Genomic DNA, 21,415 nt, shown 5'->3' on the forward strand with positions numbered 1-21,415 from the left:
CCGACGGTCACAGTCCCCGAAACGCGGAGGTCAACGATGTCCGAGCTGGATGGCTCCAGCATCCTGCTCACCGGCGGGACCGGTTCCTTCGGCAAGGCGTTCATCGCGCACGCGCTCGCCGAACTGAACCCGAGCCGGCTGGTCGTGCTCTCCCGCGACGAGCTGAAGCAGTACGAAGCCCGGCAGCTGTTCGACGACGATCCGCGCCTGCGCTGGTTCATCGGCGACATCCGCGACCGCCGCCGGCTCGAGCGCGCCATGCACGGCGTCGACTACGTCGTGCACGCCGCGGCGCTCAAGCAGGTCGACACCGGCGAGTACAACCCGTTCGAGTTCGTCCAGACCAACGTCGTCGGCTCGCAGAACGTGATCGAGGCGGCGATCGACACCGGCGTCAAGAAGGTCGTCGCGCTCTCGACCGACAAGGCGTCCAGCCCGATCAACCTCTACGGCGCGACGAAGCTGTGCGCCGACCGGATGTTCATCAGCGGCAACCACTACGCGGCCGCGCACGTGACGCGCTTCTCCGTGGTTCGCTACGGCAACGTGATGGGCTCGCGCGGCAGCGTCATCCCGTTCTTCCGCAAGCTCGCCGCGCAGGGCGAGTCGCTGCCGATCACGCACAAGGAGATGACCCGGTTCTGGATCACGCTCCCGCAGGCCGTGCGGTTCGTCGTCGACTCGTTCGACCAGATGCACGGCGGCGAGCTCTACGTGCCGCGGATCCCGAGCATGCGGCTGGTCGACCTGGCCCAGGCCATCGCGCCGGGCAGCGAGATGCACGAGGTCGGCATCCGCCCGGGCGAGAAGCTGCACGAGGAGATGATCGCCCCTGACGACGCGCGCCGGACGGTCAAGCTCGAGGACCGGTACGTCGTCCAGCCGCACCTCGCCGGCTGGGGGTACCAGGAGCCCGAAGGCGGCACGCCGATGCCGGAGGGCTTCGCCTACCGCTCGGACACGAACGACCTGTGGCTCAACCCCGAAGAGCTGCGCGAACTGGTCGAGCAGCATGGGTGAGTTCCTCCCGTACGGCCGCCAGTCGATCAGCGAAGCCGACATCCAGGCCGTCGTCGACGTCCTGCGCGGCGACTGGCTGACCACCGGGCCCGCCGTCCAGCAGTTCGAGGCCGACCTGGCGGCGCACACCGGCGGGACACCCGCGGTCGCCGTCACGTCGGGCACAGCGGCGCTGCACGTCGCCTACGCGGCGGCCGGGATCGGGCCGGGTGACGAGGTCGTCACCTCGCCGATGACCTTCGTGGCGACCGCCGCAACGGCCGCCCTGCACGGCGCGAAGGTCGTCTTCGCCGACGTCGAGCCGGACACCGGCAACCTCGCCGTCGACGCGGCGGCCGCCGCGGTGACCGAGCGCACGAAGGTCGTCGCGGCCGTCGACTACGCCGGCCACCCCGCCGAACTGGACGCGCTGGGAGAACTCGCCCGCAACGCGGGCGCGCTGCTCCTGGAGGACGCGGCGCACTCGGTCGGCGGGTCCTGGCAGGGCCGTCCGGTGGGCTCGATCGCCGATCTGACGACGTTCTCGTTCTTCCCGACCAAGAACCTCACCACGGCCGAAGGCGGCGCCGTCGTCACGCCCAGTGAGCACCTCCTGCACCGGGCGCGCGGGTTCCGCAACCACGGCCTGGTCCGCGACCGCGCCGAGCAGCGGTACCCGGACGAAGGCGGCTGGCACCAGGAAGTCCACGAGTTCGGCCTGAACTACCGCCTGCCGGACGTCCTCTGCGCGCTCGGGTCCAGCCAGCTCACCCGGCTCGCGGAGTTCAAGAAGCGCCGCGCCGAGATCCACGCCCGGTACACCGCGGCCTTCGCCGACGTCGACGGCGTGGCGACGCCGCCGAGCCGCCCGGGCGCCGATCCGGTGTGGCACCTCTACCCGCTGCGCGTGCTCGAAGGCCGCCGCAAGGCGCTGTTCGAGCACCTGCGCGGCACCGGCATCGGCGTCCAGGTGAACTACATCCCGGCCTACTGGCACCCGGTGTTCGAGGACCTCGGCTACCGGCGCGGCCTCTGCCCGAACGCCGAGGCGTACTACGAGCAGGAGCTGTCGCTGCCGCTGTTCCCGTCGCTGACGGACGCCGACGTCGACCGCGTGGTCGACGCCGTGCGCGCGTTCTTCTAGAGCAGGTCCCAGGTCAGGGGCGTGCCCTTCGCGGCGTCGACGCGGAAGGTGCGCCCCACGACCGTGGTGATCTCGGCCGGGGCGAGGCCGCCCGCGGGCCGGATCGACCGGACGTTCGCCGCGGTGACCTCGTCACCGGCGCGGACGTCCTCGACGACGTAGAGGGACCGGCGCAGCCGCAGGCCCTCCTTCTCGCTCTCGCGCGGGCCCAGCACGGGCTCGCCGAGGGCCTCCCACGCCCGGTGCGTCTCCTCGACCAGGGCGGCCAGCTCGGCGGGCTCCAGCGAGAACTCCGAGTCGACGCCGCCGTCCGCGCGGGCCAGCGTGACGTGCTTTTCGATCGCCACCGCGCCCAGCGCGACCGCGGCGACCGGCGCGCCGATGCCCGGGGTGTGGTCGGAGAGCCCCACCAGCGACTGCGTCAGGCCGGCCAGCAGCGGCAGGCCGCGCAGGTTGCTCTCGCGCGGCGACGCCGGGTAGCTCGCCGTGCAGCCGAGCACGATCAGCTGGTCGTTGCCCGCTTCGCGGGCGGTGCGCACGGCCGCGTCGATCTCCGCGACGTTCGCCATGCCGGTGGAGATGACCAGCGGCTTGCCGGTGCGCGCGCACAGCTCGATCAGCGGCAGGTCGACGATCTCCGACGACGCGATCTTGTACGCCGGCGCGTCCAGTGACTCCAGCAGCTCGACGGCCGTCGGGTCGAACGGGCTGGAGAAGATTTCCAGGCCGCGGGCCCGCGCGCGCTCGAACAGCGGCGCGTGCCACTCCCACGGCGTGTGCGCCTTTTCGTACAGTTTGTACAGGTTCTCGCCGCCCCACAGCTCGTGCGAGTCGCCGATGCGGAACGCCGGGGTGTCGACGTCGATGGTGATCGTGTCGGGGCGGTAGGTCTGCAGCTTGACCGCGTGTGCGCCGGTTTCGGCGATCGCGTCGACGATGGCGAGCGCGCGGTCGAGGTCGCCGTTGTGGTTGCCGGACATCTCGGCGATCACGAACGGCGGGTGGCCGGGGCCGACCTCGTGCGCGCCGATGCGGATGTCTGCGGTCATGGTGCCTCCCCGGGGTGGACGGTTCGGGTCACTGCAGAGTCTTGCGCAGGTGCCGGAAGCCGCCGACGGCAGGCGCGGCTTCGACGTACCCGGCCCCGTCGAACAACCTCGCCGAAGCCGCGTTGTCCTGGTGCACGGCGGCCAGCACGACCCGCACGCCGAGGCGGTCCCGGGCCGCCCGCTCGCCCTCGGCGAGCACGGCACCGGCCAGGCCCCGGCCGCGGTGCCCGGGAGCCACGGTGATGCTGACCTCCCAGCCGTGGTCGTCGCGCCGGTCGAACCGCACGGTGCCGACCGGCTCGTCCTCGTGGTCGACGACGAGCAGCAGCCGGCCCGGATCCGCGAGGACCCCGCGCAGCCAGGCGAGGTGCTCGTCCAGGGCGACGACCGTCGTCGACCGGGACGCCTGCCGGGTCCGGGGGTCGTTGCGCCAGCCCAGCAGCAGCTCGGCGTCCGCCTCGGTGGCCTCCCGGGCGCGCAAGTTACCGGGCGACGGACTGCTGGGCCTGGTCTTCGAGGCGGCGCAGCCGGTCCTCGTAGCGGGAGATGCCCGCCAGCCGGACGCGGATCTGCGCGTGCTGGCGCTGGATCTCCTCGATCAGCGTGCGCGCCTCGGCGACCTGCGTCGTGTCGCCGTTCGGGACCAGCGACATCGACTCGCGCAGCGTCTCCAGCCGGCCTTCCTGCGCCGCCACGTGCGGGATCAGGCGGTCGAGCTCCGCACGGGTCCAGCGCAGGTCGCCGCGGGCCTGCTCGAGGCCGTGCTCGGCGTTGTCCAGCCGGCGCCGGTGGTCGGCGGTGGCGTGCTCGAGTTCGGTGACGCGCGAGACGAGCCCGCGGGTTTGGTCCTCGACCCGGAAGTCGATGACCTTGACGATCCGGTCGATCAGGCCTCTGCCGAGTTTCTGCACTGCCATGGTGATCCTTCGCGTGGGTGGGACGTGCGCCTAGCGTAGGAGGGTCGTGTCGCCGGTCTTGGTCCAGGAGTCCAGCAGCCGCCCCTCGTTGGCGATCTGGTGCTCGGGCCCGACGATGCAGGAGTCGCCCGCGGCGTGCTCCCAGGAGGTCTGGTCGGGGTCGTCGATGAACGAGAACCCGGTCAGCACGAGGTGCGCGGTCGGGAACGACGTCCGCGCGATCCAGGCGGCCAGCGTGCCGGTGGTCGACCACGTCGGCTCGGTGCGGGTCGGCAGGCCGAGCGCGTCCGACAGCGGCAGCACGACCTCGCGGTTCGGCACCGGGACCGCGCCGAGGTCGACGGGCCACCAGCCCGGCAGGTCCTCCGGCTCCCAGTGCATCCGGCCCGGCTCGACCAGCAGGTAAAGCCGGTTGCGGTAGTCCTGGAAGACGTGCCTGGTGGCCCGGATCGCCCGGTTGAACACCACGACGTGGGTCCGGGAGCCGACGATCTCCTCACCGGGCTCGTCGACGACGAAGCCGTTGACGCGGATCACGAGGTCGCACGTGTCGATCGCCTTCGCCCGCTGGGGGTCGGGCGGGAGCGGCTGGTTTCCGACGACCGCCACCGAACGGGGGTCCGGCCGGTCGGCGTAGGCCGCGAGCAGGTTGACCATCAGGCTCGCCGCGTCGAGAGCAGCAGTCATAAGCGGAGAAAGTACCAGGACGGGTGATCCGGCCCGGCGTCTAGCGGTCCACGGGCACTACCACACCGGCGGGGTGGCCCGGGCGCCGCGCACCCCATCGGTACCCTCGTCCACGTGCATGCCACCAGCACGGTTCAGGCCGCGGACTCCCCCGTAGCGACGTCGGCTCCGCCGACGTCGGACAGCAAGACGTTCGCGCGTGCCTTCGCCGACATCAAGGCCGGTTTCCGCGCCCGCGAGCTCTGGGGTCACCTCGGCTGGCAGGACATCAAGCAGCGCTACCGCCGCTCGGTGATCGGTCCCTTCTGGATCACCATCAGCCAGGCCGTCCTCGCGCTCGGGCTCGGGCTGCTGTACTCGCAGCTGTTCAAGCTGCCCGTCGAGGTGTTCCTGCCCTACATCTCCACCGGCTTCATCATCTGGGGCTTCATCAGCGGCTGCCTGTCCGAGGGCATGGAGACGTTCATCACGAACGAGGGGCTGATCAAGCAGCTCCCGGCGCCGCTGAGCGTCTACATGCTGCGCACGGTGTGGCGGCAGACGCTGATGCTGGCCCACAACATGATCGTCTACGTGGCCGTGCTGGCGATCTTCTTCAGCGCGCTCGACAAGAAGTACTCGCTGCTGGGCAACGGCGCGTGCATCCCCGACCACATCTGCCACCCGGGCCTCAGCTGGACCATCCTGCTGGCCATCCCCGGTTTCGCGCTGCTGGCGCTGAACGCCGGCTGGGTGACGCTGCTGTTCGGCATCATCTCGACCCGCTTCCGCGACATCCCGCAGGTCGTCAACTCGCTGATCCAGCTGCTGTTCTACGGCACGCCGATCGTCTGGCCGGTGGACCAGCTGATGTCCGGCGGGGCCCGGGAGGGCGTCTCCTGGATCCTGCCGATCGTCAAGGCCAACCCGCTCTACCACTTCATGCAGGTGGTCCGGGCGCCGCTGCTGGGCCAGGAGTTCTCGCCGGAGAACTGGATCGTGGTCGGCGCCATCACCGTCATCGGTTGGGCTCTCGCGCTGGTCGCGATGCGCAACTACCGTGCCCGCGTCTCCTATTGGGTGTGACACATGGTCTCCATTGACGTCCACAACGCGTTCGTCGACTTCCCGATCTTCGACGCGAAGACGCGGTCGATGAAGAAGAAGGTGCTCGGCAAGGTCGGCGGCAAGATCGGCACCGACACGAAGGTGCCGATCATCGAAGCCCTGCACGACGTCACGCTCAACCTGCGTGAAGGCGACCGCGTCGGCCTGGTCGGGCACAACGGCGCCGGCAAGTCCACGCTGCTGCGCCTGCTCGCCGGGATCTACGAGCCGACCCGCGGTTCGTCGCGGATCAACGGCAAGATCGCGCCGGTGTTCGACCTCGGCATCGGCATGGACCCGGAGATCTCGGGCGTCGAGAACATCATCATCCGCGGTCTCTTCCTCGGCATGACCGCCAAGGAGATGGAGAAGCGGGTCGACGACATCGCCGAGTTCACCGAGCTCGGCGACTACCTGCAGATGCCGCTGCGGACGTACTCGACGGGTATGCGGGTGCGGCTCGCGCTCGGCGTCGTCACCTCGATCGACCCCGAGATCCTGATCCTCGACGAGGGCATCGGCGCGGTCGACGCGGCGTTCCTCAACAAGGCCCGCGACCGCCTCAAGGACCTCGTCAAGCGCTCCGGCATCCTGGTCTTCGCCAGCCACTCCGACGAATTCCTGTTCGAGCTGTGCGATTCGGCCATCTGGATGGACGAGGGGCACCTCAAGCAACAGGGTTCGCTGCGGGACGTCCTCACGTCGTACAAGGGGCGTGACCCCTTCGAGAACATGAGCCAGGAAACCTTGGAGCGCTTCGGCATCGAGCCGGTGGCGACGACGAACGGCGGGGAATGATGGCGAGCGAGACTCCGCAGCTGCCCGAGGGCGCCGTCGTCGGCGTGGTCGTCACGCGGCACCGGCGCGAGCTGCTCGCGGACTCGCTCAAGGTCATCGCGGCCCAGACCCGGCCGGTCGACCACCTGGTCGTCGTGGACAACGGGCCGGACGACTCGGCGCGCGAAGTCGTCGAGAACTACCCGCTGCCGCACACGTACCTGCCGTCGCACCGGAACCTCGGCGGCGCCGGCGGGTTCGCACTCGGCATGCTGCACGCGCTGTCACTGGGCGCCGACTGGATCTGGCTGGCGGACGACGACGGGCGCCCGGCCGACGAGAACGTGCTCGCCACGCTGCTCGAGGAAGCGGAAAAGCGGGGCCTGGCGGAGATTTCGCCGGTGGTGTCGAACATCGACGCCCCGGACAAGCTGGCGTTCCCGCTGCGCCGCGGCCTGACCTGGAAGCGGTCGCAGTCCGAGCTGGGCGCGGACTTCCTGCCCGGCATCGCGTCCCTGATGAACGGCGCGCTCTTCCGGGCGTCCACTTTGGACGTCGTCGGCGTGCCGGACCTGCGGCTGTTCTTCCGCGGCGACGAGGTCGAGCTGCACCGGCGGCTGGTCCGCTCGGGCCTGCCGTTCGGCACGTCGCTGAAGACGAAGTACCTGCATCCGGACGGCTCCGACGAGTTCAAGCCGATGCTGGGCGGCAAGTTCCACGCGCAGGACCCGGAAAACGAGGTCAAGCGCTACTACACCTACCGCAACCGCGGCTACCTGCTGTCGCAGCCGGGGATGCGGAAGATCGGTGCGCTGGAGATCGTCCGGTTCGGGCTGTACTTCGTGGGCGTGAAGCGGGATCCGAAGGCGTTCCTGCAGTGGCTGAAGCTGGTGCGCCAGGGCCGCGCCGAGAAGTTCTACCGCTACTGAAAAGGGGCCCCCGCGGGGGCCCCTTTTCCGTTCGCCTTATTCGCCGATGACCGGCGGCGCCGTGCGCAGGTCGGTGCCGAACACCTCGTCGGGGTCGCCCTCGACCAGGTAGGTCGGGCGCGAGTGTTCGGTGTCCTCGTCGCCTTCACCCTTCTGGCCGCGGCCCAGGCCGCCACCGCCGGGGTTCATGCCACCGCGACCGGCGGCACCCGAGCCGAGGCCGCCCATCCCGCGTCCCGCGGCCGCTTCCGCGGCCCCGATCCCGCCCGGCCGGGCCGCACCGGACGCGGCGCCCGCGCCCGTCGCGCCGCCGGCCGCACCCGAGCCGCCGGGGCCGAAGCCGCCGCCACCGCGGCCGCCGGCACCGCCACCGACCTTGGAGTTGTAGGCCTCGTCGCCGCCGAAGTTCATGCCGCCCATCGGCATCGGGCTCATCGGCGGCATCCCGCCGAACTGCTGGTTCGGGTTGTTCGAGGTCGACGCCGCCGGGAGCGCGCCGGGCGTGAAGCCGGACGGCGTGGTGGTACCCGCGGGCACGAACCCCGACCCGGTGGTCGAACCGGGTCCGGGAACGGTGTGCCCGGCCGGCCCGCCGAGCGGTCCGGAGGGGTTGCCGGACAGGAAGCCCTGCGTGCTCGCGCTCCCCCCGGGCAGGTGTACCGAGCCGGCGCCCGGCGGGTTCACGCCGGAGGGCGTGTTGATGCCGTTCTTGTCGCCGGTGCCGCCGGGGTCATCGCTGCCCCCGCCGGTGCTGAAGCTGGGCGGCGGCGCGAAGGCGGGCTGCTTGGAGGCGGCCTCGTAGAGGTTCTTGTCGTAGGTCGCCATGACGCCGGCGGCCTCGTCGTGCGCGGCCTGGCTGTCCTTCTGCTTTTGGATGGACTTCTCGACGTTGTCGGCCAGGTTGAGCGGGTTGGAGGTGACCCAGCCCTTGAACTCGTCGGTCCAGCTGAACGGGATGGGCGCCGGCATGGAGTTCTTCGCCGTGGCCGCGGCCTGGCCCTGCTGGTAGATGGTCTCCGAGGCCAGCTTCGCGTTCTGGGAGTTGGCGTCGGACCACTTGCTCAGGCTGGTGAAGTACTGCTGCGCGTTCTCGGCCGCGCTGCCTTCCCAGGTGCCCTTGGACGCGTTGACGGCGGTGGTCATCGACTGCGCGAACTTGTCGAAGATCTGGTGCACGTCGTGGTAGGCGGTCGAGACCTGGGACACCTGGTCGACGTCGAGGTTGTTCTGGAGGTACGCCTGCAGCTGGGTGTGGTCGTTGCCCTTGTAGTCGGCGTTCGGTGCGTGCAGGCCCGGCACGTACTCGACGTCACGGCCCTGGGTGGCGTCCTTGACGTTCTTGGCGCCCATCTGCTGCGACTGGCTCTTCGCCTGGGCGCGCGCCAGGTAGTCCTGGACCCACCCGAACAGCCAGTTGCCCGGGTCGACGCCCTCCTCGGCCTTCCGCTGCAGGTAGGCGTCCCGATCCGCGGGCGCCATGTTCTGCACTTCCTGCGGCGACTTGTCCGCGGTCTTGGGCGGCCGGCTCTGTGGCGTGCTCATTTGAACTCCCCTTACGCCTTGGGCAGTTTCGGCTCGACGATCTTGTTGGCCATGTCCTCGGCGAGCTGGCAGGCCTTGGCCACGGTCTTGAGGCCGGTCGCGTTCACGTCCACCCGCGCCTTGTCCCCCACCCCGAGGGCGACGGTGCAGCCCAGCGGCGCGTCACTCGACGCCTCCTTGGCGGCACGGCCGTTCACCTGCAGGTCCTTGACCCCGTTGCCCGTGTCGTTGACGGAGTCGAGCGGGGCGGTGTCGCGGATGGCGACGCTGAGGACCATGGCCTCTTCGCTCGGATCGGTGATCTTGTGCTGGTACCGGCAGACCCGGGCACCCCCGAGCTTCTGCTCGTCGGCGGGCTCGAACGAGGAGGCGTAGCCGCTGATGTCAGCCGGTGTCAGCAAGGTGCACGGCTGCAGCGAGGTGGTGGAAGCACCGCCCGGGTCGGCCGAGCTCGAACTCCCGCTCGAAGGCGCTGCAGACTCCGAGCCGGCCGGCGAGGCGGTTCCCGGCTGGGTGGTCGTGCAACCGGTCAGCAGGACGGCACCGGCGGCGAGGGGCAGGAAGGCCCGGACGAGGAGTTTCATCATTCCCTAGTGCTTGTACTTCAAGGCGTCGAAGGCGGCGTTGTCGGACTCGTTGTACTTCGCGACGGCGAGATCGAGCGCTTTGCCCGCCTGCTCGGCCAGGTTCTTGAGCTCTTCGAGAGCCATGCTCGCGGACCCCTCGACCTGCGCCGCACCTTTGTGGTCGTGCGCCGCGACGGTGTGCCCGTAGGGGTGGTTCCCCAGCTGCGGTGACTGGTTGAGGGTGTAGATGGAGTCCCCTTTGATGGTGAGGTCGTTGATCAAGTCGGCCAGTGCCTTCTTGATCGGCGCGACCCCTTCGGGCGAGATCGTGAAGCCGCCGGTGTTCGCCGCGGCCAGCAGCTTCTGCGTCTCCGCCGTCGCCGCCTTCACGGCAGCGCCCATGGCGCCGGAGGAGAACGGGTTGACGATGTCCGACATCGATCCGCCACCGCCGTCGGCAATCAACATCGCAGCTCCCCGAAATCGCTTCGCCCGTGCGTGTCCACCCGGGAGTCTACTAGCCGGGCACCCAGCGCAACCGCTCTTCACAGATCTTCACTTCGGACGCACCGGCCCCCTCGCCGGTTCCGGGACGCTCAGAACTGCCCTTCGAGCTGCGCGTACAGCTGCTGGGCCAGCCGGGCGTTGTCGGCCGGGGCGTAGGTGATCCAGCGCTGGCCGTCCGCCGCTTCCCGGGATGACATCAGCCAGCGGCCGCTCGGGGTGTCGAACCAGGCCAGGGGTGGGTACGTGCCGCCGCGGGTCTGGGCGGTGAACTGGCCGATGCGCTTCTTCGGTTCCTGGAACACGCGCTCGATCATGCGCAGCTGGGGGCCGCCGCCGCTTTGGGAACGTGGGCCGGTGACGCCGGCGAACGGGTCGTACGCGTCGTCGCGGCGCTGGCGGGGCTGCGGGGCCGGGCGGGAAATCGTCACCGACTGGCCGGGTGCCGCCGGGGTCAGCGGGAGGAGGTCGACGATCGCCGGGACGATGCCCGTGGGGCGGACCTCCTCGAAGACGATCAGGTTCTCGTCCTGGCGGGCGAGGACCGCGAACTGGCCGTCGGAGGCGACGCGGGCGAACAGGTGGCGGTCGCCCAGCTCGGCGGCCGCGTTGACGGTCACGCCGCCGCGGACGAACGTGGCCAGCGCCAGCTCGGCGTCCGGGTCGAGGCGGCCGCGGCTCCACAGGCCGCGGCCGGTCAGGTCGCGGACCACGGCGTCGCGGATCATCGCGCGCTGCTCGACGGTCGTGCCGACGTGCGGGACCTCGAACGGCGTCGGCGCGCGGCCCAGCCCGAGCTGTTCGAGCAGGATGTCCACCGCCGCCAGCGACAGCGAGAACGAGTGCGGCATTCGCTTCCAACCCCCCGCGGATGAGTCCGGCCTACGCGAAAACGGTAGTCCACCCGGCTGCTCCGCCCTCAGCGAACCCGCTTGCCCGGTGAAGATCGCCGCTGGTCCGATGGACGCATGGCCGACTCGAAACCCGCCCTCGTCCTGCACCTCGCCACCGGCGGCGAACCGCTGTTGTTCGCCTTGACCACCGAAGAATCCGGAAAGCTGGCCGGCAGGCTCACCCAGCTCGTGAAGTCCGGCGCCGTCGAAACGGTGACCACCAAGGACGACTCGGTGGTCGCGGTCAACTTCGCGCACGTCGCCGCCGCGTACATCGACGACCTCACCCGCAAGAGCAAGGTCTTCGGCCTGCACGCCTGAGACGGCGAAGGCCGCCTCACGGCGTGCGTGAGACGGCCTTCGCGCGAAGAGCGTCAGAGCTTGTACAGGCGCTTCCAGTTCTCGCGCGAGGTGAGCTCCGGCATGGCCCGCTTGTACTGCTCCTGCACCGCCGCGCCTTCCTTGCGCAGCCGCTGGATGACCCGCGCGCCCTGCTTGGCCAGCGCGAACATCTTCACCCGGTCGTAGGACCGGACGCGGACGCCCTCCTGGCTCGCGTCGGTGACGACGGCCGTGTCGAACAGCGCGATGTGCCACCAGTTGGCCTCGTCGATCGGCACCGCGCCGAGCCCGAAGCGGCTGCGGCCGAGCACCCGGTCGAGCACCCGCTTGATCAGCACCAGGCGCTGCATGCTGGGCCGCGGCGCGCTGTTGATGATGCCGATGTCGTTGGACGCGATGCCCGGGACGTCGGTCGCCTTGTGGCGCTTGGTCTCCGGGTAGTCGTCGCGGATGCGGCGGATCTCCTTCATCGCCTCGACCCCGCCGTCACGCAGGACTTCCGGGCCCTTCAGGAAGTCCTCGACGGCCTTGATCAGCGTCGCCGACAGGCCGTACTGCATGCCCAGCAGGTAGCGGACCAGCTGCGCGATGAGCACGCGCGAGAGCAGGTTGAGGTTGAACGGCGAGTGCAGCGCCGCGGTGATGATCGAGTTGCGCAGGTTGAAGTACCGGTGCCACTCGTCCCAGTCCTTCATGTGGAAGTCCGCGTGCCACACGCCCGCGCCCGGCAGGGTGACGGTCGGGAAGCCGTGCGCGCGGGCCCGGTAGGAGTACTCGGCGTCGTCCCACTGGAAGAAGAACGGCAGCGGGTAGCCGGTGGCCTGGACGACCTCGTACGGGATCAGGCACGACCACCAGCCGTTGTACCCGGCGTCGAGGCGGCGCTCCTGGCGGTTCGGCTTCAGCGTCTCCTCGTCCACGCCGAGCAGGTCGGCGGTGGACAGCGAGTGCTCCACCGGCTGGCCGGGCTCGAGGGTGTTGAGGCGGGCGTACTCGGCGCCGACGTGCAGCTGGTTCGGGTGGAACAGGTTGAGCATCTGGCCGCCGACGATGATCGGGTTGGCGGCGCGGTTCGAGAACGCCGTCATCCGGATCACCAGGTCCGGCTCGAGCAGGACGTCGTCGTCCATGAACAGGACGTTCGCGTGCTCGGTCGCGGTGTGCCCGGCCACCTCGAAGAGGCCGCGGGTGAAGCCGCCGGCGCCGCCGAGGTTCGGCTGCTTGATGTAGTGCAGCTTGTCGGCGAGGTCCTTGGCGACCTGCTCGAAGCCGTCGCGGGACTCGACGAGGTCGGTGCCCTGGTCGGCGACGTAGATCGCGTCCAGGGTCTCCAGCGAGGAGACGTCCGCGGCGAGGGCCTGCAGGTTCTTGAGGCAGTCGTCCGCGCGGTTCATCGTGCAGATGGTCACCGCGGTCGGGCGGATCTTCTCCGGTGCGTCGACCGTCCAGCGGACCTGCTCGACGCGCAGCGTCTGGCCGCCCTCGGTCTCGAGGTCGAGCCAGAGCGCGCCGCCGTCGTAGAACTTGTCGAGCTTGCCGGTCAGCGACACCTTCGCCTGCTTGGCGTCCTTGACCTGCTCGGCGGCCACCACGCGGGGCTCGCCCTCGACGTCCGAGGCGCCCATCGACAGCAGGCCGGTGCCGGTGACGACCGCCTCGACCGAGACCTCGGTCACCGTCGTCCAGCGCTGCCAGTAGCTGGCCGGGAACCGGCCGAAGTACGTGTTGCCCGACACCTTGGAAGCGGGCTCGAGGCTGATCGACGCGCGTTCCCGCACGGCGGAGCCCCACTCGAGCTCGGCGTACAGGTCCTTGCTGACGATCGGCGCCGGACCGGCGTAGAGCCCGCGCTGCGCCGTCAGGCGGCCCTGCGGAGTGTGCTCGGTGAACCGCGTCTCGGCGGCCGCGCCGGCTTCGGTGGTCGGCGCCGGGGTAGCTGTCTTACCGGGCATGGTTCCTCAGTTCTCCTTGGTCGACGGCTCGCGGAACACGACCCACTTGAGCATGACGAAGTTGATCACGGTGGCCGTGGCCTGCGACACGGCCCAGCAGAGCGTGTGCTGCCACGCGGACTCCGGCAGCACCTGCAGCATGAGCTGGTTCACCCCGACCGCGACGAAGAACGTCACGGTGTAGAGCAGGACGAACGAGCCGACCTGCGCCTTCCCGTCGCGGCGCCCACCGGCGAAGGTGAACTTCCGGTTCAGGAAGAACGCCGTGGTCGTGCCCACGATGAAAGAGATAGCGCGGGCGATGTCGACCCACGGTGAGGTGGCCATCCCGGCCACCTGGGTCAGCAACGTGTAGGTGCCCAGGTCGACGAGGGCGCAGAAGCCCCCGATCAGGGCGAAGCGGATGAGCTGGCCCAGCAGTCCGGGAGAGGACTGCGCCGCCGTCACCTCGGCTTGCGGATCGGTCGCCACCACTGCTTTACCTCGTCACCTGAGTCATGGTCACCCGCGCGGGCGCTTGTGCCTTGATGCGCAAAGTGTAGAGATGAGCACTTCAGGGTCACGTCTCGGGCGGTCAACGGCGTGGCTACCCTGGTCGAGTGACCCACGTACCCAACACACAGCGTCGCACGCTCATGGGCTGGGCGCGGACCGCACCGACCACGGCCGACGTGCTGACCACCGCCGACGTGGAAGAGATCGCACGGGCCGTCGTCCAAGCGGGTGCACGCGGCGTGATCGCCCGCGGCCTCGGCCGGTCCTACGGCGACTCGGCGCAGAACGCCGGCGGCCTGGTCGTCGACATGACGGCGCTGAACCGGATCCACTCGATCGACCCGGACTCCGCGCTCGTCGACGTCGACGCCGGCGTGAGCCTCGACCAGCTGATGCGCGAGGCGCTGCCGTACGGCCTGTGGGTCCCGGTGCTGCCCGGCACGCGCCAGGTGACGATCGGCGGCGCCATCGCCAACGACATCCACGGCAAGAACCACCACAGCGCGGGCAGCTTCGGCAACCACGTCGTGTCGATGGACCTGATCACCGCCGACGGGCAGGTCCGCACGCTGACGCCGGAGGGCCCGGACGCCGAGCTGTTCTGGGCGACCGTGGCCGGCATCGGCCTGACCGGCATCATCGTCCGGGCGAAGATCCGGATGACGAAGACGGAGACCGCGTACTTCATCGCGGACAACGAGCGCACGAACAACCTCGACGAGACGCTCGAGCTGGTCAGCAACGGCTCCGACGACAACTACACGTACTCGTCGGCGTGGTTCGACACGATCTCCACCGGCTCGAAGCTGGGCCGCGCCGCGTTCGGCCGCGGCTCGCTGGCCAAGCTGGACGAACTGCCGCCGAAGCTGCGCGCGAACCCGCTCAAGTTCGACGCCCCGCAGCTGGCGACGCTGCCGGACGTCTTCCCGAACGGCCTGGCCAACAAGCTGACGTTCGGCGCCATCGGCGAGCTGTACTACCGCAAGACGCCGAAGGCCGCCCGCGGCGTGATCCAGAACCTGACGGCGTTCTACCACCCGCTCGACATGTTCGGCGAGTGGAACCGGGCCTACGGCTCGAAGGGTTTCCTGCAGTACCAGTTCTCGACGCCGCTGAACGCGCACGAGCCGCTGCGCAAGATCGTCGAGAAGATCGCCGAGTCGGGGCACGTGTCCTTCCTCAACGTCTTCAAGCGCATGGGCGAGGGCAACGCGGCGCCGCTGTCGTTCCCGCACCCGGGCTGGATGGTCTGCGTCGACTTCCCGATCAAGGACGGCCTGAGCCGGTTCTGCCAGGAGCTCGACGAAGACGTCCTGGCGCTGGGCGGCCGGCTGTACACGGCGAAGGACTCGCGCACCTCGCCCGAGACGTTCGCGAAGATGTACCCGCGGCTCGAAGAGTGGCGCAAGGTGCGCGCGTCCATTGACCCCGAAGGCGTTTTCGCCTCTGACATGAGCCGGAGGCTCGAACTGTGATCGACGCGGTGGGCAACCCCCAGTCCCTGCTCCTGCTCGGCGGCACGTCCGACATCGCACTGGCGATCGCCGAGAAGTACCTGGCCGAGAAGCCGCTGCGCGTGGTGCTGGCCGCCCGGCCGTCACCCCGCCTCGACGCGGCGGCGCAGCGCCTGAAGGACCGCGGCGCCGAGGTGTCCACGGTGGACTTCGACGCTGCGGACACGACCTCGCACCCGGCTGTGCTGGCCAAGGCGTTCGAGGGCGGCGACATCGACGTCGCGGTGGTGGCGTTCGGCCTGCTCGGCGACCCGGAGGAGGTCTGGCAGGACCACGCGAAGGCGGTCGAACTGGCCACGGTGAACTACACGGCGGCGGTGTCGGTCGGGGTCGCGCTGTCGGAAAAGCTCAAGGCCCAGGGCCACGGCACGGTGATCGCGCTGTCGTCGGTGGCGGGCGAGCGGGTCCGCCGCTCCAACTTCGTGTACGGCTCGACGAAGGCCGGCTTCGACGGCTTCTACCTTGGCCTCGGCGAGGCGCTGGCGCCGTTCGGGGTCAAGGTGACGGTGGTCCGCCCGGGGCACGTCAAGACGAAGATGACCGAGGGGCTGAAGGACGCCCCGCTGGCGCAGACGGCTTCGCAGGTCGCGGACATCGCGGTGAGCGCGGCCCGCGCGGGCAAGGACCTGGTGTGGGCGCCGGCGCAGTTCCGCCTGGTGATGTCGGCCCTGCGGCACGTCCCGCGGCCGATCTTCCGCAAGCTCCCGATCTGATTTCTGGCCTGGTCGAAGGCCCGGACCGCGAGGGCCGGGTCTTCGACCGAAAGTGGACATCGGCGGCGGCAACTCCCCCACCCTCCCTGGGGGGCGTGCCCAAGTCCATTCTATCGGCGAGGGGCGACGGAAGCCGCCGGAAAGGCGCTGGCCGCAGCAGCTGTCCACATTGGCTGGCGCCTGTGGACCGACCGGGCTCAGCACGGCGACGGCCGAGGCTCAGCCGCCCACGGCGTGGGCCGGCACCAGGTACAGGTTCTGGCTGCCCACCCACGGTGAGTCGATTCGCCAGCTCGCCAGCGCCGCCGGGGGTGGGGTGCGGCGGGTGGTCGCCAGGACCAGGTCCGGGCTGATCGGGGCCACGCTGTGGTCGAAGTTGTGGAAGTTGGCCTCCAGCAGGGCCCGGCCGAGGTCGTCGCTGCGGCGTTTGGTCTCCGTGATCGCCGGGTCCACCGCGCCGCGGTCGGAGAACTCGTCGACCAGCTCGCAGTCGCACGCGTACGCCAGCGCGCCGACCTCGCCCGCCGTCTCCACCTTGCGGCCGTGCGCGATCGCCGCCAGCTCCTGGCCGATCTCGCGGTACTCCGTCGTCGACGCGTGGTTGCTCGTGATGGGCGCGAACTGGCGAGGCAGGCCCGGCAGCGCGTACACCGCGACGCTCGCCGCGAGGACCGCTCCGGCCGCGGTCCACGCGCCGCGCCGGACCCGCTCCGGGACGGCCGAGGCGCACGCGGCGAGGAAGATCGTCGCGCCGATGATGCTCGGCGCGTAGTACCAGTGGTAGGGCGGCACGCCGAGCCGGCTGTAAGCCAGGTAGTGCACCGCGCCGGCGACGGCGAGCGCCGCGAACGGCGTCAGCCGGCGGGCCGCCTCGGAACCGCGGCGGTACCGGACGAGCCACGCCACTCCGGCCGGGACGGCCAGCAGCAGCGGCAGGAACGACAGCGCGGCCGCGGCCGGGAAGTTGCGCCAGTACAGCAGCGGGCCGTTGGTGAAGCTGAACGGGCCCCACGACTGCTGGCTGATCTTGATGACGAGCGTGTCCGGCACGGCCGAGCCGAGCACCACCCAGCTGAACCCGAACCACGGCAGCGTGACGGAGAGCGCGGCGAAGGCCGTCCGCCAGATGCCGGTCCAGAACTCGCGGCGGGCGGCGAACAGCACCGCGGCGAACAGCAGCAGGTCGATGCGGACGAGGGCGAGCAGCCCGATCACCACGCCCAGGTGGCTCGCCCGGCGCTCCCCCGCGTAGACGAGCGTCCAGACGACACCGGTGGCACCGAGTGCGACTTCCAGCCCGATCGAGGACAGCAGCAGCGGGTTGACCAGCAGCAAGGCGAACGTCAGCGGTGCGAACGCCGCCGGCAGGCCGGAGCGCTCGCCGAGGCGGCGCAGCCCCAGCACGAGCAGCACCTGCGCGGCGACGAACACGACGCCGGCGGCCAGCACGGCGTCGCGCACGACGAACGTGACCGCGCCGAGGAGGAGGACGTTCAGCGGGGACGTCGCGGTGTTCGCCGTGCCCTGCTCGATCAGGCCCCAGTGGCCGTGGAAGGCGAGGTTCTTCGCGTAGGACAGCGTGATGTAGGTGTCATCGATGAGATGGCTGCTGACCAGGGCGAACACGAAGGCTGAGGCGGCCGCGGCGCCCGCCGGCAGAGCCCACGAGCGGGCGACCGGGACGGCCGCCGGCAGCACGCGGACGACTTCGGGGAGTTCTGCGGAGGCGCTTCGCATCCGAAATACCGTACCCCGCTCGTGATGAATCTGTGATCTGAGCGGGGTACGGGTGGCCTAGGCCACAGTGGTGCCTCAGATGCCGTCGCCGGTGCCGGTGCCGCCGTTGCCGCGCCCGCCGAAGCCGGGGCCGCGGCCGTCGAAGCCCTGGTCAGGGCCGTTGTGCTGGCGGTGGATGCCCGGGCCGCCGGAGCGGGGGCCGTGGTGCGACGCGGCGGCGATCCCGCCGACGATGCCACCGCCGATCAGCAGGCCGAGCAGGCCTGCGCCGACGAGCTGGGTGGCGCGGTGGCCGGCGAACCGCCGGAACCCACCGGACGGCCGCGGCGCGGCTTGCGGAGGACCCCAGGCCGCGTAGTGCCGGCCAGGGCCGGGCTGGGAGAGCTGCGGAGTGGGCGGCGGCTGCTGGCCGTGGACGGCGGTCTGGTCGGCCGGAGTGGTGCCGGACGCCTGGCCGGGTGCGGCGGCCGCCGGTTGGCTGGGATTCACCGGCTCGGCCGCGCTCTGCGTGGCGGCCGCTCCCGCGGCAGGTGGTTGGGCCGCTGGGCCGGACCCAGCAGGCTCGGAGGCGAACGCGGCGGTGGGAGAAGCCTGGGCTGCGTCATCCCCTGGGGCCGCAGGAGCCGATTGGCCAGGCTCGGCGGCCGCGGGACTTTGGTGGACCGCCGCCGGCTCGCCGGCCGGGGTCGGGTGCTCGACGGTCGGCTGGTCGGTCGCGTCCGGGGCCTTCTGCTCGCGCGGCTGGTCGTTCATCGTCGCTCCTGTGGTCACGGGGACGGGCGCAGTGCCCGCCCCCACCACCCCAGGGTGCGCCGCTCAGCTGTGCGTCACCTGAAGCGAACCTGTCGATCCGCCATGAGAACTCACAGGTAGAACGCCAGGAACAGGGTGATCACCCAGCTCGCGCCCAGCACCTGCAGGATGCGGTCCTTGAGCGCGATCTCCTCGGGCTCGCCCGCGATGCCGCCGTCGACGTCCACCGCGTAGCGGAGCACCGCCACCAGGAACGGCACCATCGAGATCAGCGCCCACACCGAGTTGTGCTCGGTCTGGCGGATCTCGAACGCCCACAGGCAGTACGACATGATCAGGATCGCCGCCGACGTCGCCCAGACGAACCGCAGGTAGCTGGCCGAATACTTCTTCAGCGACGAGCGGATCTTCGCGCCGGTGCGCTCGAAGAGCATGATCTCCGCGTAGCGCTTGCCCGCCACCATGAACAGCGAGCCGAACGCCGTGACCAGCAGGAACCACTGGGACAGCGCGATGCCGCCCGCGACGCCGCCGGCGATCGAGCGCATCAGGAAGCCCGAGCCGACGATGGCCAGGTCGACCACCGGCTGGTGCTTGAGGCCGAAGCAGTAGCCGAGCTGGACGGCCTCGTAGACGCCCAGCACGACCGCCAGCTGCCAGCTGGCCAGGAACGACACGCCGAGGCCGGCCAGGAAGAACACGACCGCGGCCCCGTACGCGACGGGGACCGGCACGATCCCGGCCGCGATGGGCCGGTTGCGCTTGGTCGGGTGGGCGCGGTCGGCCTCGACGTCGATGGCGTCGTTGATGAGGTAGACCGAGCTCGCCGTCAGCGAAAAGGCCACGAAGGCGATGATCGCGTCGATCAGGAGACCGGTGCGGTCGGTCGACTTCGAGAACGCGAAGAACGGGGCCGCGAAGACCAGGACGTTCTTCACCCACTGCCGCGGCCGCGCCGTCTTGATGACGCCGCCGACCAGGCCCAGCGGGCCACGTGCCGCCGCACCCGGGGTCGCCGGAGCGTCGGGAGTCACGGCAGTTTCGTCGCTGTTGCGCTGCTCGGTCGTCTCGCTCATGGGTTCTTCTTCAGCTTCCGTCGTATCAGACCGCCGACGAGCCCCCCGAGAGCTGCACCGGCCAGAACGTCTGTCGGATAGTGAACGCCGAGCACGAGCCTCGAGGCCAGCATCGGCGGTACCAGGGCGGGCACCAGGTTACGCCCGGTCAATCCGGAGTAGAGCACCGCCGCCGCCGTGGTGGACGTCGCGTGCGACGACGGGAAGCTCAGCTTGCTCGGCGTGCCGACCAGGACCTCGACGCTCGGGTGGTCCGGTCGCGGCCGCCTGACCACGCGTTTCACCGCGATCGACGCCGCGTGCGCACCCACGACACCGGCCGAAGCGACCAGCCAGTCCTTGCGCCGCTTCTTGTCGACGACGGCCCCGAGCACGCCCAGGCCGAACCAGCCGATGGCGTGCTCACCGAAGTGCGACATGCCGCGCGCAGCCTTCACCGAAGCTTCACTCTTCAGAAAGCCCTGCGCCTTCGCCAGGACCGCCACCTCTCCGGTGGGCTGGCCCTTCTCAAGCATCGAGGGACCCGTCGAGCGGCGCGCCGTCGGTCAGGTGCGGGGCGATCTTGTTGTCGAACGCCGACAGCGCCGAGCCGATGGCCATGTGCATGTCGAGGTACTTGTACGTGCCCAGCCGGCCGCCGAACAGGACGTTCCTCTCGCGCGCCTCGGCCTTGGCCAGCTCCCGGTAGGCCTCGAGCTTCTCGCGGTTCTCCGGGGTGTTGATCGGGTAGTACGGCTCGTCGTCCTCGCCCGCGAAGCGGGAGTACTCGCGGAAGATGACCGTCTTGTCCTTGGGGTAGTCCCGCTCCGGGTGGAAGTGGCGGAACTCGATGATCCGGGTGTACGGGACTTCCTGGTCGTTGTAGTTGACGACCGAGGTGCCCTGGAAGTCGCCGGTCTCGGCGACCTCGGACTCGAAGTCGACCGTGCGCCAGGTGAACTTGCCGGCCGAGTAGCCGAAGTAGCGGTCCAGCGGTCCGGTGTAGACGGTCGGGGTGCCCGCCGGGATGTGCTCGCGGACGTCGAAGTAGTCGACGTTCAGCCGGATCTCGATGTTCTCGTGCTCGGCCATCTTCTCGAGCCACGCGGTGTACCCGTTGACGGGCAGGCCCTCGTAGGTGTCGTTGAAGTACCGGTTGTCGAAGTTGTAGCGGACCGGCAGGCGCGTGATGATGTTCTCGCCCAGGTTCTTGGGGTCGTTCTCCCACTGCTTCGCGGTGTAGCCCTTGATGAACGCCTCGTAGAGGGGGCGGCCGATCAGCGAGATCGCCTTCTCCTCGAGGTTCTGCGCGTTGGCCGTCTCGAACTCCGAGGACTGCTTCGCGATGAGCTCGCGGGCCTCGTCCGGGGTGTGCGACTTGCCGAAGAACTGGTTGATCAGGGCCAGGTTCATCGGGAACGAGTAGACCTGGTCCTTGACCCGCGCGAAGACGCGATGCTGGTAGTTCGTGAACTCGGTGAACCGGTTCACGTACTCCCACACGCGCTTGTTCGAGGTGTGGAACAGGTGCGCCCCGTACTTGTGGACCTCGATGCCGGTCTCCGGGTCGGGCTCCGAGTACGCGTTGCCGCCGAGGTGGCTGCGTCGCTCGAGGACGAGGACCTTCTTGCCCAGCTCGGCCGCGGCCCGTTCGGCGACGGTCAGCCCGAAGAAGCCGGACCCGACGACGACGAGGTCGTAACCTGCGAAATCGTCTTCAGTAATCTGTGCGGGGTTCGTGTGCGCGCTCACGGGCGTCGA

23 protein-coding genes are annotated in these 21,415 nt (G+C 70.0%); 8 read left to right on the top strand and 15 right to left on the bottom strand.

The features are described from left to right. The first annotated feature begins 36 nt into the window (after window positions 1-36). Entirely contained in the window at window positions 37-1,020 is a 984-nt protein-coding gene (pseB, locus tag ACLJPY_RS07325; RefSeq protein WP_410587250.1) for a UDP-N-acetylglucosamine 4,6-dehydratase (inverting), read from the top strand. Continuing rightward, window positions 1,013-2,143, top strand: coding sequence for a UDP-4-amino-4,6-dideoxy-N-acetyl-beta-L-altrosamine transaminase (gene pseC / locus ACLJPY_RS07330; protein ID WP_410587251.1), 1,131 nt, complete (start codon window positions 1,013-1,015; stop codon window positions 2,141-2,143). The genes pseB and pseC overlap by 8 nt, the downstream gene beginning before the upstream one ends. Here pseC and pseI read toward each other — a convergent pair. The 4 genes from pseI to ACLJPY_RS07350 are packed head-to-tail and all read right to left on the bottom strand — an operon-like array spanning window position 2,140 to window position 4,766. After that, window positions 2,140-3,192 carry a pseudaminic acid synthase gene (gene pseI, locus ACLJPY_RS07335; protein ID WP_410587252.1) on the bottom strand — a complete coding sequence of 351 codons (1,053 nt, stop codon included), beginning with the start codon at window positions 3,190-3,192 and terminating at the stop codon, window positions 2,140-2,142. The genes pseC and pseI overlap by 4 nt on opposite strands. A 28-nt stretch (window positions 3,193-3,220) precedes the next feature. Beyond that, window positions 3,221-3,673 carry a GNAT family N-acetyltransferase gene (locus ACLJPY_RS07340; protein ID WP_410587253.1) on the bottom strand — a complete coding sequence of 151 codons (453 nt, stop codon included), beginning with the start codon at window positions 3,671-3,673 and terminating at the stop codon, window positions 3,221-3,223. Between the two features lies 1 nt (window position 3,674). Beyond that, complete coding sequence (locus ACLJPY_RS07345) at window positions 3,675-4,109, bottom strand: hypothetical protein (RefSeq protein ID WP_410587254.1); 435 nt, start codon at window positions 4,107-4,109, stop codon at window positions 3,675-3,677. 30 nt (window positions 4,110-4,139) lie between these two features. After that, window positions 4,140-4,766 (bottom strand): hypothetical protein, encoded by a 627-nt coding sequence (locus tag ACLJPY_RS07350; protein WP_410587614.1) that lies wholly within the window; start codon window positions 4,764-4,766, stop codon window positions 4,140-4,142. A gap of 144 nt (window positions 4,767-4,910) precedes the next feature. Here ACLJPY_RS07350 and ACLJPY_RS07355 point away from each other — a divergent pair, with 144 nt between their 5' ends. Genes ACLJPY_RS07355 through ACLJPY_RS07365 form a run of 3 tightly spaced genes read left to right on the top strand, consistent with a single transcriptional unit; the run spans window position 4,911 to window position 7,588 of the window. Further along, window positions 4,911-5,861, top strand: coding sequence for an ABC transporter permease (locus tag ACLJPY_RS07355; protein WP_410587255.1), 951 nt, complete (start codon window positions 4,911-4,913; stop codon window positions 5,859-5,861). Window positions 5,862-5,864: 3 nt separating this feature from the next. Further along, window positions 5,865-6,680 carry an ABC transporter ATP-binding protein gene (locus tag ACLJPY_RS07360; protein WP_410562388.1) on the top strand — a complete coding sequence of 272 codons (816 nt, stop codon included), beginning with the start codon at window positions 5,865-5,867 and terminating at the stop codon, window positions 6,678-6,680. Next, a complete protein-coding gene (locus tag ACLJPY_RS07365; protein WP_410587256.1) occupies window positions 6,680-7,588 on the top strand; it encodes a glycosyltransferase in 909 nt (302 codons plus the stop codon). The genes ACLJPY_RS07360 and ACLJPY_RS07365 overlap by 1 nt, the downstream gene beginning before the upstream one ends. A 36-nt stretch (window positions 7,589-7,624) precedes the next feature. On the opposite strand, the gene ACLJPY_RS07370 is transcribed toward ACLJPY_RS07365, so the two are convergent. The 4 genes from ACLJPY_RS07370 to ACLJPY_RS07385 all read right to left on the bottom strand — a co-directional run bounded on the left by ACLJPY_RS07370 (window position 7,625) and on the right by ACLJPY_RS07385 (window position 11,051). Continuing rightward, complete coding sequence (locus tag ACLJPY_RS07370) at window positions 7,625-9,130, bottom strand: hypothetical protein (protein ID WP_410587257.1); 1,506 nt, start codon at window positions 9,128-9,130, stop codon at window positions 7,625-7,627. An 11-nt stretch (window positions 9,131-9,141) separates the two neighbouring features. Beyond that, window positions 9,142-9,717, bottom strand: coding sequence for a DUF3558 domain-containing protein (locus tag ACLJPY_RS07375; RefSeq protein ID WP_410587258.1), 576 nt, complete (start codon window positions 9,715-9,717; stop codon window positions 9,142-9,144). Between the two features lie 3 nt (window positions 9,718-9,720). Then, window positions 9,721-10,164: a hypothetical protein gene (locus tag ACLJPY_RS07380; protein WP_410587259.1), complete on the bottom strand. Its 444-nt coding sequence runs from the start codon at window positions 10,162-10,164 to the stop codon at window positions 9,721-9,723. Between the two features lie 128 nt (window positions 10,165-10,292). After that, complete coding sequence (locus ACLJPY_RS07385) at window positions 10,293-11,051, bottom strand: ESX secretion-associated protein EspG (protein ID WP_410587260.1); 759 nt, start codon at window positions 11,049-11,051, stop codon at window positions 10,293-10,295. 117 nt (window positions 11,052-11,168) lie between these two features. On the opposite strand from ACLJPY_RS07385, the gene ACLJPY_RS07390 reads away from it, so the two are divergent. Then, a complete protein-coding gene (locus tag ACLJPY_RS07390) occupies window positions 11,169-11,414 on the top strand; it encodes a hypothetical protein (RefSeq protein ID WP_410587261.1) in 246 nt (81 codons plus the stop codon). 53 nt (window positions 11,415-11,467) lie between these two features. Here ACLJPY_RS07390 and ACLJPY_RS07395 read toward each other — a convergent pair whose 3' ends face one another. Beyond that, on the bottom strand, window positions 11,468-13,387 hold the full coding sequence (locus ACLJPY_RS07395) for a glycosyltransferase (RefSeq protein ID WP_410587262.1): 1,920 nt from the start codon (window positions 13,385-13,387) through the stop codon (window positions 11,468-11,470). Window positions 13,388-13,393: 6 nt separating this feature from the next. Next, on the bottom strand, window positions 13,394-13,861 hold the full coding sequence (locus ACLJPY_RS07400) for a GtrA family protein (protein WP_410587263.1): 468 nt from the start codon (window positions 13,859-13,861) through the stop codon (window positions 13,394-13,396). Window positions 13,862-14,022: 161 nt separating this feature from the next. On the opposite strand from ACLJPY_RS07400, the gene ACLJPY_RS07405 reads away from it, so the two are divergent. Further along, a complete protein-coding gene (locus ACLJPY_RS07405; protein ID WP_410587615.1) occupies window positions 14,023-15,357 on the top strand; it encodes an FAD-binding protein in 1,335 nt (444 codons plus the stop codon). Then, window positions 15,354-16,109, top strand: coding sequence for a decaprenylphospho-beta-D-erythro-pentofuranosid-2-ulose 2-reductase (locus tag ACLJPY_RS07410; protein WP_410587264.1), 756 nt, complete (start codon window positions 15,354-15,356; stop codon window positions 16,107-16,109). The genes ACLJPY_RS07405 and ACLJPY_RS07410 overlap by 4 nt, the downstream gene beginning before the upstream one ends. 219 nt (window positions 16,110-16,328) lie before the next feature. Here ACLJPY_RS07410 and ACLJPY_RS07415 read toward each other — a convergent pair whose 3' ends face one another. The 5 genes from ACLJPY_RS07415 to glf form a co-directional block, all read right to left on the bottom strand. Next, window positions 16,329-17,846 carry a hypothetical protein gene (locus ACLJPY_RS07415; protein ID WP_410587265.1) on the bottom strand — a complete coding sequence of 506 codons (1,518 nt, stop codon included), beginning with the start codon at window positions 17,844-17,846 and terminating at the stop codon, window positions 16,329-16,331. A gap of 75 nt (window positions 17,847-17,921) precedes the next feature. Continuing rightward, window positions 17,922-18,599, bottom strand: coding sequence for a hypothetical protein (locus tag ACLJPY_RS07420; RefSeq protein WP_410587266.1), 678 nt, complete (start codon window positions 18,597-18,599; stop codon window positions 17,922-17,924). 110 nt (window positions 18,600-18,709) lie between these two features. Continuing rightward, entirely contained in the window at window positions 18,710-19,675 is a 966-nt protein-coding gene (locus ACLJPY_RS07425) for a decaprenyl-phosphate phosphoribosyltransferase (protein ID WP_410587267.1), read from the bottom strand. Then, window positions 19,672-20,190: a phosphatase PAP2 family protein gene (locus ACLJPY_RS07430; protein ID WP_091305309.1), complete on the bottom strand. Its 519-nt coding sequence runs from the start codon at window positions 20,188-20,190 to the stop codon at window positions 19,672-19,674. The genes ACLJPY_RS07425 and ACLJPY_RS07430 overlap by 4 nt, the downstream gene beginning before the upstream one ends. Continuing rightward, window positions 20,183-21,406, bottom strand: a complete 1,224-nt coding sequence (glf, locus tag ACLJPY_RS07435; RefSeq protein ID WP_410587268.1) for a UDP-galactopyranose mutase — start codon at window positions 21,404-21,406, stop codon at window positions 20,183-20,185. Before glf ends, ACLJPY_RS07430 begins: the two co-directional genes overlap by 8 nt. Between the last annotated feature and the right edge of the window lie 9 nt (window positions 21,407-21,415).

The organism is Amycolatopsis sp. lyj-23, from assembly GCF_046549135.1.
In the GTDB taxonomy this organism is placed as follows: domain Bacteria; phylum Actinomycetota; class Actinomycetes; order Mycobacteriales; family Pseudonocardiaceae; genus Amycolatopsis.

Bases quoted from the DNA above. Each gene is read 5' to 3' on its own strand.
- pseC (WP_410587251.1), top strand. From the start codon at position 1,013: ATGGGTGAGTTCCTCCCGTACGGCCGCCAGTCGATCAGCGAAGCCGAC.
- ACLJPY_RS07390 (WP_410587261.1), top strand. From the start codon at position 11,169: ATGGCCGACTCGAAACCCGCCCTCGTCCTGCACCTCGCCACCGGCGGC.
- pseI (WP_410587252.1), bottom strand. From the start codon at position 3,192: ATGACCGCAGACATCCGCATCGGCGCGCACGAGGTCGGCCCCGGCCAC.
- ACLJPY_RS07415 (WP_410587265.1), bottom strand. From the start codon at position 17,846: ATGCGAAGCGCCTCCGCAGAACTCCCCGAAGTCGTCCGCGTGCTGCCG.
- ACLJPY_RS07420 (WP_410587266.1), bottom strand. From the start codon at position 18,599: ATGAACGACCAGCCGCGCGAGCAGAAGGCCCCGGACGCGACCGACCAG.
- ACLJPY_RS07380 (WP_410587259.1), bottom strand. From the start codon at position 10,164: ATGTTGATTGCCGACGGCGGTGGCGGATCGATGTCGGACATCGTCAAC.
- ACLJPY_RS07345 (WP_410587254.1), bottom strand. From the start codon at position 4,109: ATGGCAGTGCAGAAACTCGGCAGAGGCCTGATCGACCGGATCGTCAAG.
- ACLJPY_RS07350 (WP_410587614.1), bottom strand. From the start codon at position 4,766: ATGGTCAACCTGCTCGCGGCCTACGCCGACCGGCCGGACCCCCGTTCG.
- ACLJPY_RS07405 (WP_410587615.1), top strand. From the start codon at position 14,023: ATGGGCTGGGCGCGGACCGCACCGACCACGGCCGACGTGCTGACCACC.
- ACLJPY_RS07370 (WP_410587257.1), bottom strand. From the start codon at position 9,130: ATGAGCACGCCACAGAGCCGGCCGCCCAAGACCGCGGACAAGTCGCCG.
- ACLJPY_RS07385 (WP_410587260.1), bottom strand. From the start codon at position 11,051: ATGCCGCACTCGTTCTCGCTGTCGCTGGCGGCGGTGGACATCCTGCTC.
- ACLJPY_RS07395 (WP_410587262.1), bottom strand. From the start codon at position 13,387: ATGCCCGGTAAGACAGCTACCCCGGCGCCGACCACCGAAGCCGGCGCG.
- ACLJPY_RS07425 (WP_410587267.1), bottom strand. From the start codon at position 19,675: ATGAGCGAGACGACCGAGCAGCGCAACAGCGACGAAACTGCCGTGACT.
- ACLJPY_RS07430 (WP_091305309.1), bottom strand. From the start codon at position 20,190: ATGCTTGAGAAGGGCCAGCCCACCGGAGAGGTGGCGGTCCTGGCGAAG.
- pseB (WP_410587250.1), top strand. From the start codon at position 37: ATGTCCGAGCTGGATGGCTCCAGCATCCTGCTCACCGGCGGGACCGGT.
- ACLJPY_RS07375 (WP_410587258.1), bottom strand. From the start codon at position 9,717: ATGATGAAACTCCTCGTCCGGGCCTTCCTGCCCCTCGCCGCCGGTGCC.
- ACLJPY_RS07365 (WP_410587256.1), top strand. From the start codon at position 6,680: ATGGCGAGCGAGACTCCGCAGCTGCCCGAGGGCGCCGTCGTCGGCGTG.
- ACLJPY_RS07360 (WP_410562388.1), top strand. From the start codon at position 5,865: ATGGTCTCCATTGACGTCCACAACGCGTTCGTCGACTTCCCGATCTTC.